Raw genomic sequence first — 11,301 nt, 5'->3', positions numbered from 1 at the left:
CCCCACCCAAGCAGATCCACCCACCCGGGCATATCCGTAGCCGGGCCGGCGGTTTGTCGGGTGGTCGGCGGCTGCGCACGGTGGGGTTCGGCGTGACGGGGCTGTCAGGCCGACGGTTGGCGGGTGGTCGCCTGCTTGAGGACAGCCCTAGTAGTCCGTGCGGTCCGCCTTGGTGTCCCAGGCGGTGAACGGGGACCGCTCGGTGCCGGTGCGCCGGTGGGTGACCCGCAGCGGCCACTCGGACCGGGGCAGGGCGAACACGTCGTAGAACACGCGGTCGTCGAAGCCCGCCCGTTCGGCGTCGTGGCGGTCGGCGGCGTAGAGGACCGCGTCCACCCGGGCCCAGAGGGCGGCCGACAGGCACAGCGGGCAGGGCTCGCACGAGCTGACCAGGACGCAGCCGGTCAGCTTGAAGTCGCCGACGGTCCGGCAGGCGGCCCGGATCGCCACCACCTCGGCGTGCGCGGTGGGGTCGAGGTCGGTGGTGACGCGGTTGACGCCGCTCGCGATGACCTCGCCCTCGCCCGGGCGGACCACCAGGGCGCCGAACGGGCCGCCGCCGTCGGCGACGTTGCGCTCGGCGAGGGCCACCGCCTGGCGGAGCCAGTCGTCCGGGGCGCTCACCGCGGTGACCCGCAAGGCCCGTCGGCCATGGCGTCGGTCACGGTCACCGCCGCCTCCCCGGGTGCCGGACCCGCCGTGAGCAGGGCCGTGGCGCTCTGTTCGCCTGCCGTTGTCCTGGACACCGATTCCGGGGTCATCGCCCACCTCGCTACGGTCGGGAAGTGGTCATCCTACCGATCGGTACACCGGGCGGCCGGTTTCGCGGTACTTGCCCGTCCGATAGTAGGACGTCAAACTAATACCGGTCCGTCGACGTCGTCGGTCCACCAGTGCCAACCCGGAGGTCTCCATGCCCGCCGACCTGCACCGCCCGGCCCACCCGGTGCGGTTCGTCACCGCGGCCAGCCTGTTCGACGGGCACGACGCGGCGATCAACATCATGCGCCGAATCCTGCAGTCGCAGGGGGCCGAGGTGGTCCACCTCGGACACAACCGGTCGGTGCGCGAGGTGGTGACCGCCGCCATCCAGGAGGACGCGCACGGCGTGGCCATCAGCGCCTACCAGGGCGGGCACGTCGAGTACTTCAGCTACCTCGTCGAGCTGCTGGAGGAGAACGGCGCGGGCCACATCAAGGTCTTCGGCGGCGGTGGCGGCGTCATCGTGCCCGAGGAGATCAGGCTGCTGCACTCGCGCGGGGTGGCCCGCATCTTCTCCCCGGAGGACGGCCAGACCCTCGGCCTGCCCGGGATGATCAACTCGATGATCGCCGCCTGCGACACCGACCCGGCCACCCTGCCCGCTCCCGCCCCGGACGCCCTGCTCGCCGGGGACCACGCCGCCCTGGCCAGGACCATCAGCGCCATCGAGGCGGGCACCGTGCCCGCGGACCTGCGCGCCGCCCTCGACCGGCCGCACCGGCGGGTGCCGGTCCTGGGCATCACCGGCACCGGCGGCTCCGGCAAGTCCTCGCTGACCGATGAACTGGTCCGCCGACTGCGCCTGGACCAGCAGGACAAGCTGCGGGTCGCGGTCATCGCCGTGGACCCGACCCGGCGCAAGGGCGGCGGCGCGCTGCTCGGCGACCGCATCCGGATGAACTCCCTGGACGGGGATCGGGTGTTCTTCCGGTCGCTGGCCACCCGCAGCGCGGGCTCGGAGGTGCCCGACGGGCTGGCCGACACCATCGCCGCCTGCCAGGCCGCCGGTCACGACCTGGTCGTCGTGGAAACCCCCGGCATCGGCCAGGGCGACGCCGCGATCGTGCCGTTCGTCGACACCTCGCTGTACGTGATGACCCCCGAGTTCGGCGCCGCCTCGCAGCTCGAGAAGATCGACATGCTGGACTTCGCCGACGTGGTGGCGATCAACAAGTTCGAGCGCCGCGGCGCCGAGGACGCCCGCCGCGACGTCGCCCGCCAGCTCGTGCGCAACCGGGAGGCGTTCGGCCGGTCCTGGGAGGACATGCCGGTCTTCGGCACCAGCGCCGCCACCTTCAACGACGACGGCGTCACCGCCCTCTACCAGGAGCTGCGCACCCTGCTGGGGGAGAAGGGCGTCGCGTTCGGCGAGGGCGCGCTCCCGCACGTCGAGGGGCGCACCTCGACCTCCGCGGCCACCGTCGTGCCGCCGCAGCGCGCCCGGTACCTCTCCGACATCGCCGAGACCGTCCGCGGCCACCACCGCCGCACCGACGCCCAGGTCGACGCCGTCCGCGAGCGCGCCGCGCTCACCTTCACCCGCGACGCCCTGGCCCGCGCGGGCGCCCCGACCGACGACGTGGACCGCCTCGCCGCCGAGGTCGCCCGCCGCGTCGACCGCGACACCGAGGACCTGCTGGCCCAGTGGCCCGCGACGGTCGAGCGGTACCGCGCGGAGGAACTGGTGGTGAAGATCCGCGACAAGGAGCTGCACACCCAGCTCTGGCGCGAGACGCTGTCCGGCAACAAGGTCCCGCGCGTCGCCCTGCCCCGGTTCGACGACGACGCCACGCTGGTGCGCTTCCTGCGCAAGGAGAACCTGCCCGGCGCCTTCCCGTTCACCGCGGGCGTCTTCCCGTTCAAGCGCGAGGGCGAGGACCCGGCCCGCATGTTCGCCGGGGAGGGCGACGCGTTCCGCACGAACCGCCGCTTCAAGCTGCTCTCCGAGGGCAACCCGGCGACCCGCCTGTCCACCGCGTTCGACTCGGTGACCCTCTACGGCCGCGACCCCGACACCCCGCCGGACGTCTACGGCAAGATCGGCACCTCCGGGGTGTCGATCGCGTCCCTGGACGACATGAAGGCCCTCTACGCGGGCTTCGACCTGACCTCGCCCACCACGTCGGTGTCGATGACGATCAACGGCCCGGCCCCGACCATCCTGGCCTACTTCCTCAACACCGCCATCGACCAGCGCGTGGACGCGTTCGTGGTCGAGCACGACCGCGAACCGTCCGAAGAGGAGCGGCGCGAGATCACCGCGTGGGCGCTGGCGAACGTGCGCGGCACGGTGCAGGCCGACATCCTCAAGGAGGACCAGGGCCAGAACACCTGCATCTTCTCCACCGAGTTCAGCCTCCGGATGATGGCCGACATCCAGGAGTGGTTCATCCGCAACCGGGTGCGCAACTTCTACTCGGTGTCCATCTCCGGCTACCACATCGCCGAGGCCGGGGCGAACCCGATCAGCCAGCTCGCCTTCACCCTGGCCAACGGCTTCACCTACGTCGAGTCGTACCTGGCCCGCGGCATGGACATCGACGACTTCGCGCCGAACCTGTCGTTCTTCTTCTCCAACGGCATGGACGCCGAGTACTCGGTCATCGGCCGGGTCGCCCGCCGCATCTGGGCGGTGGCCATGCGCGACCGCTACGGCGCCGCGGAGCGCTCGCAGAAGCTCAAGTACCACGTGCAGACCTCGGGCCGCTCCCTGCACGCGCAGGAGATGAACTTCAACGACATCCGCACCACCCTGCAGGCGCTGTGCGCGCTGTACGACAACGCGAACTCCCTGCACACCAACGCCTTCGACGAGGCGATCACCACCCCCACCGAGTCCTCGGTCCGCCGGGCCATGGCGATCCAGCTCATCATCAACAAGGAGTGGGGCCTGTCGATGAACGAGAACCCGCTGCAGGGTTCCTTCGTCATCGACGAGCTGACCGACCTGGTCGAGGAGGCGGTGCTGACCGAGTTCGACCGCATCTCCGACCGCGGCGGCGTCCTCGGCGCCATGGAGACCGGCTACCAGCGCGGTCGCATCCAGGACGAGTCGATGCTCTACGAGCACCGCAAGCACGACGGGTCGCTGCCCCTGGTCGGCGTCAACACCTTCCTGCCCGCCAGGGGCGAGGAGGACGAGGTGGTGGAGATCGAGCTGGCCCGCGCCACGGAGGCGGAGAAGAAGTCCCAGGTGGACCGCGTCCGCGCCTACCAGGCCGAGCACCGCGACGAGGCGGAGGAGGCGCTGGCCCGGCTGCGCGAGGTCGCGGGCACCGACGGCAACGTCTTCGAGGTGCTGATGGACGCGGCCAGGGTCTGCACCCTCGGTCAGATCACGACGGCGTTCTTCGAGGTCGGCGGCCAGTACCGGCGAAACGTCTGACGGCGAACCCGACGGCGTAGACGCCCACGCCGGTCAGCACCGCGCCCACCGGCAGGGTCACGACCAGCACGGCGCACGCGGTGGCCCCGAGCACGAACAGCGCTCGGGGCCACCGCCGTTCGTCCTCGGGTTGGCGCAACGCCGCCAGGTTGGCGATCGCGTAGTAGACGAGCACGCCGAACGACGAGAACCCGATCACCTGCCGCAGGTCCGCGACCAGGACCAGCGCGCTCACCACCACGGCGACGGCGACCTCCGCGTGGTGCGGCACCCGGTGGCGCGGGTGCACGGCGGCCAGCCACGGCGGCAGGTCTCGCTCCCTGGCCATCGCCATCGTCGTGCGCCCCACCCCGGCCACCAGGGCGAGCAGCGCCCCCAGGCTCGCCACGGCCGCCCCGACCCGCACCACGACGTCGAGCCCGGCCACCCCCGCGGTCGCGGTGGCCAGCGGGGCGCTGCTGCCCGCCAGCCGCTCGGCCCCCACCGCCGCCAAGGCGCTGACCCCGACCACCAGGTAGATCACCACGGTGATCCCGAGGGCGATGGTGATGGCGCGCGGAATGGTCTTCTGCGGTTCGACCACCTCTTCGCCCAATGTCGCCACCCGCGCATAACCGGCGAAGGCGAAGAACAGCAAACCGGCCGATTGCAGAACCCCGTACGCACTGGTGTCGACGCCGCCCGCGGCCTCGGCACCCGGCCCGAGGTGCATCCCGATCACGATGACCGCCAACGCCGCCAGGCTGAGGCAGACGAGCACCCGGGTCAGCGCGGCGGTGCGGGTGATGCCGCGGTAGTTGAGCGCCGCCAGCGCGAGGACCGCGAGCACCGCCAGCCCGCGCTGCGCCCACCACGGCCCGGGGAGGGCGTAGGTGGCGAAGGTCAGCGCCATGGCCGCGCAGGACGCGGTCTTGCCCACCACGAACCCCCACCCGGCGGCGAACCCCCACCCCGGGCCGAGCCACCGGCGGCCGTGCGCGTAGGCGCCGCCGGAGGTCGGGTTGGCGGCGGCGAGCTGCGCGGAGGCCATCGCGTTGCAGAACGCCACCAGCGCGGCGAGGAGCAGCCCGAGGACCAGCCACCGCCCGGCCGCCGCCGCGGCGGGTCCGAACACGCTGAACACCCCGGCGCCGATCATCGACCCGAGCCCGAGCACCACCGCGTCCCCCAGGCCCAGCCGCCGGACCAGGCCGCCCGGCTCCGCTGGCCCGTCCGCACGCCCGAGCAGCCCCCGGACCCATCCGACCGCACGCCCCCGCCTGGGGCCCGAGTTCTCCACGGCCCACATCGTCCCGGACCGGGGTGGCGGGTGGGCACGTGCGGCGCGGAACCCCCGCCGTGTTCACCGGGGACCACCGCGCCGGACTCCCGGGGGCCACCTCCCGGCAACGCCCGGCGCGCCCGCCGATTCGAAGTGAATGGGCACAGGGTTATCATTCAATTCCGACGTTCAGGGGGTCCCCGATCGGCGGAAAATTGTGAATCGACTTTTGAGTAGGTTTCCGGAGCTGACACTTTAGGTGTGTCTTAAGCCTCAGGGTTGGTCGTACCGAATGGTAATTCCGCACAGTGGCGGGGTGACTCTCACCGCACCCCGCCAGCTCCTGCAATCGACCGGTTCGCCCGGTGCGCGAATCCTCGGGTTCGGCGGCTTCCGCCCCGCGACCGCGGTCGGCAGCGCGGAGATCGCCGAGCGGTTCGGCCGCACCGGCGACTGGGTCCGGGAACGGACCGGCATCGTCTCCCGCCGCTTCGCCACCACCGAGACCCGGGAGTCGATGGCCGTCGCCGCGGCCCTGCGGGCGCTGGAGCGGTCCGAAGTGGACGCCGCGGGGGTGGACCTGGTCGTGGTGGCGAGCTGCTCGGCGGATTCGCCGCTGGTCGGGGTGGCCGCCGGGGTCGCCGCGGGCATCGGCGCGAACGGGGCCGCCGGGTACGACCTCAACGCCGCCTGCGCGGGCTTCTGCTACGCCCTGGCCGTCGCCGCGAGCGCGATCCGCGCGGGCTCGGCGCGGCGGGTGCTGGTGGTCGGCACGGAGAAGATGACCGACCTGGTCGACGAGGCCGACCTGGGCACCTCCATCATCTTCGGCGACGGCGCGGGCGCGGCGGTGGTCGCCGCCTCCGACGACCCGGACATCGGCCCCGTCGCCTGGGGCAGCGACGGCAGCCAGTCGGAGCTGATCGACGTCCCGGAGGGCGCCTCGACCCTGCGGATGCAGGGGCAGGCGGTGTTCCGCTGGGCCACCAACAACATCCACCCGGTGGCGCTGCGGGCCTGCGAACTCGCCGGGGTCGACCCCCGCCGCCTCGACGCGATCGTGCCGCACCAGGCCAACCTGCGCATCGTGGAAGCCCTGGCCCGCAAGATCGACGCCCCGGACGCGGTGATCGCCAGGGACGTGGTGGACGCGGGCAACACCTCCGCCGCCTCCATCCCGCTGGCCCTGGACCGCCTGCTGGCCGAGGGCGAGGTCAAGCCCGGCGGTCTGGCCCTGCTGATCGGCTTCGGCGCGGGCCTGGCCTACGCCGCCCAGGTCGTGCGCATCCCCGACTCGCTGCCGCTGGAGGCCTGAGCGCCGGGTTCAGCGCGCTCGGCCGATCACGTCGCGGTACCAGTGGTAGGAGTCCTTCGGGGTGCGGGTCTGCGTCGCGTAGTCCACGTGGACCAGTCCGAAGCGCTCGCGGTACCCGGCCGCCCACTCGAAGTTGTCGGTGGCGGCCCAGGCGAAGTAGCCGCGCACGTCCGCGCCGTCGGCCACGGCCCGGGCCAGCGCGCGCAGGTGCCCGTCGTGGTAGGCGACGCGGTCCGGGTCGGGCACGCGACCGTCGACCGGGTCCGGGTCGTGGTAGGAGCAACCGGATTCGGTGATGTACAACGGCGGCAGCGCCTCGCCGTAGCGGTCGGTGAACATCGCGACCGTCTCGCGGAGGCCGTCGGGGACCACCGGCCAGCCGAAGTCGGTCCTCGGGTACCCCTCGATGGGCCGGGGTTCGAACGGCAGGCCGGGCGGCAGCATCGCGCCCTCGACCACCGGCGTGCTGCCCTCGGTCGCCGCACCCACCAGCGCGGGCTGGTAGTAGTTGATGCCGAACCAGTCCAGCGGCGTCGAGATGACCTTGAGATCCTCGACGACCGGACCCGGCATCAGCGCCGCCAGCTCCGGGGCCGGGTACCGCCCGCGCAGCACCGGGTCGGCGAACAACCAGTTGACCAGCGTGCTGTAGGCGTCGGCGGCGGACACGTCCTCCTCGGCGTCCGAGGCTGCCCACACCGGGCTGTGGTTGCTGGCGATACCGATGTTCGAGCAACCCGCGGCCCGCAGCGCCTGCACCGCCAAACCGTGACCGAGCAACTGGTGGTGCGCGGTGGGCAGCGCCTCGAAACCCAGCTCCCGGCCCGGCGCGTGCTGCCCCAGCGCGTAGCCGAACATGGTGACGACGACGGGTTCGTTCAGCGGCATCCACATCCGCACCCGGTCGTGCAGCCGGTCGCCCACGACGGCGGCGTACTCGGCGAAGCGGGCCGCGGTGTCGCGCGACAGCCAGCCGCCCGCGTCCTCCAGGGCCTGCGGGGTGTCCCAGTGGAACAGGGTGGCGGCCGGGGCGATGCCCGCCGCGCACAGCTCGTCGACCAGGCGGTCGTAGAAGTCCAGCCCCGCCGGGTTGACCGCGCCCGCGCCGTCCGGCACGACCCGCGGCCAGGCGATGGAGAACCGGTACGCGCCCACCCCGAGGTCCCGCAGCAGGGCGACGTCCTCGGGGAAGCGGTGGTAGTGGTCGGCCGCGACGGCGCCGGTGTCACCGCCCTCGACCCGGCCGGGTTCGGCGCAGAAGGTGTCCCACACCGAGCGCCCGCGCCCGTCCTCGTCGACCGCGCCCTCCACCTGGTACGCCGCCGAGGCGACACCCCAGAGGAAGTCGGGCGGGAACGCGGGGAACGGCTCGGTCACGGGGGCCTCCTCGGACTAGCGGACACCCCTGATCCTGTAGACCAGCGTGGCGCCCAGCAACCCCACCGCCGCCGCCACCAGGTAGAGCGTCGGGTAGCCGCCCAGGTGCGCCACGATCGGCGCGGCCACCACCGGGGAGAGCACCTGCGGCAGCGTGTTGGCGATGTTGATCACCCCGAGGTCCTTGCCCCGGTCGGCCGCGGCGGGCAGCACCTGGGTGACCAGGGCGAAGTCGACCGAGGTGTAGGTGCCGAAGCCGATGCCGAGGACCCCGGCGGCCAGCACCGCGCCCGGCCAGGTCGGCCAGGCCACCATCATCGCCGAGGCCACCGCCATGATCACCCCGGAGCCCATCACGAAGATCCGCCGCCTGCCGGTGCGGTCGGACCACACGCCGCCGACGACCACCGTGGACAGCAGGGCCACCGCGTACACCGAGGTCAGGACCAGCACCCCGCTCTCGGCGTCGACCAGGCCGACCTCGTCCTTGAGGTAGTACAGCAGGTAGAGCAGGGCCAGGGCGTTGCCCAGGTTCATCAGGAACCGGGTCAGCCACGCCCAGCCGAAGTCGGCGCCGAACCCGCGCGGCCAGAAGCCGCGGGCGAACGCGGCGGCGTCCCACGGGGGCCGCTCGTCCCGCGTCAGCCGCACGTCGCGGCGCAGCAGCACGAACGGCACCGTCGCCAGCACCACGAACACCGCGCACGCCAGGTACCCGCCGAGCACGCCACCGGTCGCCGCGCCGCCGCTCACCGCCAGACCGGTGCCGATGAGCACGCCCACGGTCTGCGCCAGCCCGAACCAACCGCCCGCCGCGCCCCGCCGGTCCACCGGCACCTGGTCGGGGATGGCCGCGGCCAGCGCGGCGAACTCGGCGTTCAGCGCCACCTGCACCACCGACCAGCCGAGGATCATCCCGCCGACCGACTCCGCGGTGGCCAGCAGCACCAGCCCGCCCGCCCCGCCGACGGCCCCGCCGAGCACCCACGGCAGCCGCCTGCCCCAGCGCCCGGTCGTGCGGTCCGACAGCGCCCCCCACAGCGGGTTCGCCACCATCGAGCACAGCGCGCCGACCCCCGCCACCAGCGCCAGCACCGACGCCTTCGACTCGGCGGAGACCAGTTCGGCCTGCCGGGCCAGCAGGATCTGGATCGGTCCGAAGAACCCGACGTTCACCGCCAGCGCGGCGAACGCCAGCGCCGCCGTCCACCGCTTGGGCGGCGGCAGCGTCGGCGCTGCGGCGGGCGCGGAGCCCGGGCGCGCGTTCGCGGTCATGCGGCCTCCGGTGGGGACGGTCAGCGGCTCGGCGGGGCAGGACGCATCAGGATGGGTCGGCATCGGGAATCCAGTCAAGGGCGGGCGGGGACGAACTCCCCCGGTCGTTCGCGCAGGCCGAGCAGCCACTGCACCGCCTGCGCGCAGCGCGCCGCGGCCAACCCGTCCCCGAACGGGTTGCCGTCCGCCACCCGCTGCTCCGGGATGGCCGGGCGGCGGCTGAGCACGAGCTTCTCGGTGATCCGGGCGACCACGGCGCGGTCGGCGCCCGCCGCCCACGGGTAGCCGGGGCGGCTCGGCTCGGTCCAGGTGCCGGACTCCCCGCCCACCACGAGCGCCGACACCCCGAAGCTGGGCGACTGCTCGGCGAGGGTCACCGAGTCGGTCACCACCGCCGCGGCCGTCGACAGCAGCCCGAGCAGGCACGGCTGCGGCAGCGGGTCGGTGATCGTGACCCGCACCAGCCTGCCCAGCGCCTCCTCGGCCCGCGCCCGCAGCCCACCGGTCGCGGGCAGCACGACCTCCAGGTCCGGCGTGGCCAGCACCAGGTCGCAGATCCCGTGCAGCACCGCGTCCACCGCCGAGGCGGACCAGTTCGCCGCCTCCAGCACCACCGGCACCAATCGGCTGTACCCGGCGGCCACCGCGTCGGCCAGTTGCCGCACCCTGGGATCGGCGTGCGCCACCCGCCGCTCGACGGCGTCGAGCGCCGCGTCGACGGCGGTGCTGCCCACGGTGACCACCTTGGGCCCGGTGTGCGCTTCCTGGGCCAGGTTCGCCGTCGCCTCCGGCGTCGCCGCCAGGTGCAGCGAGGACACCTGGGCGATCAACCGCCGGTGCCCCTCCTGCGGGAACGGCGCGGTCAGGTCGAACGACCGCACCCCCGCGTCCAGGTGCACCACCGGCACCCGCCGCCAGAAAGCGGCCATCGCCGCACTGAACGCCGTCGCCGAGTCCCCCTGCACCACCACCGCGTCCGGCAACCGGTCGGCGAAGGCCCGGTCGAGCCCCGCGAGCAACTGCGCGGCAGCGGCGGTGGTGGGCTGCCCGTCGGCGGCCAGCGCCACGGTCACGTCGGTCCCCACCCGGAACTCCGCCAGCGCCGCCGTCGCCGCCCCCGCCCCGTGCCCGCACACCAGCACCACCGGCCGCACCCGCCCCCCGGCCGCCATGGCCCCCGCGAGCGGCGCGATCCGCACGGCCGCCCCCGCGTCCCCCACCACCAGGCAAACCTCGGGCACCCGGCCGGGCGGGCACGGCGCGGGCAACGGAACCAGGGTGTTCACCACCGCACCCCTTCCTTCCGCCCACACCGACCTTCGTCAGCGGTATAGCGCGCGACCGGCCCGACGTTACCGCCGGTCGGGGCGGGTTTCTCGGTGAAACACCCACCTGATCGGGTGGCACCCCGAACCACGGAGCGCCACCTCCTTCACCCGATCGAATCCACGCGCACGATGACAGGAACCGGCCCCGGAACCACCGGATCGACTCACCCCGGCCACATCGGTGACCCGCACCCCCACCAACCCGCCACCCGGAAACTTCCGCACGCACCACCACCCCACCAACCGCTCCAGCCCCCAAGCCACCCGCCCCGGTCTCCACTCCGAACCAGCCGCCGCAACGCCAACCACCGGCCCGGCGGCCGGCCACTCCGAACACCACCGGGCGCAGCCGCCAAACACCCCACCAACCGCCGGCCCGGCGGCCGGCCACACGAACCCCCACCGGGCGCAGCGAAAGCCAGCCACCCCGCCAACCGCCGGCCTGGCGGCCTGGCGGCCAGCCACCCGCAACCTCACCGGGCGCAGCCGGCGACCACCCCGCCAACCGCTGGCCCGGCTACGGCTCTGCCCGGGTGGGTGGATTTGCTTGGGTGGGGGAAGCGATCATGTGCGAGCCTGCCTGGGCAGTGGGGCACTC

At 73.4% G+C, this 11,301-nt stretch carries 7 protein-coding genes; 2 read left to right on the top strand and 5 right to left on the bottom strand.

Translation table 11 applies throughout. The features are described from left to right. Positions 1-147: 147 nt before the first annotated feature. On the bottom strand, positions 148-624 hold the full coding sequence (locus UO65_RS08730) for a nucleoside deaminase (RefSeq protein WP_233427490.1): 477 nt from the start codon (positions 622-624) through the stop codon (positions 148-150). Between the two features lie 289 nt (positions 625-913). Between UO65_RS08730 and icmF the strand changes: the two genes are divergently transcribed. Next, positions 914-4,147 carry a fused isobutyryl-CoA mutase/GTPase IcmF gene (gene icmF, locus UO65_RS08725; RefSeq protein ID WP_035280475.1) on the top strand — a complete coding sequence of 1,078 codons (3,234 nt, stop codon included), beginning with the start codon at positions 914-916 and terminating at the stop codon, positions 4,145-4,147. Here icmF and UO65_RS08720 read toward each other — a convergent pair. Continuing rightward, positions 4,098-5,375, bottom strand: a complete 1,278-nt coding sequence (locus tag UO65_RS08720; RefSeq protein ID WP_035280483.1) for an APC family permease — start codon at positions 5,373-5,375, stop codon at positions 4,098-4,100. The genes icmF and UO65_RS08720 overlap by 50 nt on opposite strands. Before the next feature lie 349 nt (positions 5,376-5,724). On the opposite strand from UO65_RS08720, the gene UO65_RS08715 reads away from it, so the two are divergent. After that, a complete protein-coding gene (locus UO65_RS08715; RefSeq protein WP_233427489.1) occupies positions 5,725-6,723 on the top strand; it encodes a beta-ketoacyl-ACP synthase 3 in 999 nt (332 codons plus the stop codon). A gap of 9 nt (positions 6,724-6,732) precedes the next feature. Here the strand turns inward: UO65_RS08715 and UO65_RS08710 are convergent, their stop codons facing one another. The 3 genes from UO65_RS08710 to UO65_RS08700 all read right to left on the bottom strand — a co-directional run bounded on the left by UO65_RS08710 (position 6,733) and on the right by UO65_RS08700 (position 10,661). Next, a complete protein-coding gene (locus tag UO65_RS08710; RefSeq protein ID WP_035280473.1) occupies positions 6,733-8,100 on the bottom strand; it encodes a GH1 family beta-glucosidase in 1,368 nt (455 codons plus the stop codon). Between the two features lie 15 nt (positions 8,101-8,115). Beyond that, a complete protein-coding gene (locus UO65_RS08705; RefSeq protein ID WP_035280471.1) occupies positions 8,116-9,375 on the bottom strand; it encodes an MFS transporter in 1,260 nt (419 codons plus the stop codon). Between the two features lie 74 nt (positions 9,376-9,449). Then, a complete protein-coding gene (locus UO65_RS08700) occupies positions 9,450-10,661 on the bottom strand; it encodes a UDP-N-acetylglucosamine 2-epimerase (protein ID WP_146241346.1) in 1,212 nt (403 codons plus the stop codon). Between the last annotated feature and the right edge of the window lie 640 nt (positions 10,662-11,301).

Origin of the sequence: Actinokineospora spheciospongiae (assembly GCF_000564855.1) — a bacterium.
Lineage (GTDB): Bacteria > Actinomycetota > Actinomycetes > Mycobacteriales > Pseudonocardiaceae > Actinokineospora > Actinokineospora spheciospongiae.
Note: the sequence above shows the minus strand (reverse complement) of the source record. Positions and strands in the feature narration are given on the sequence as shown.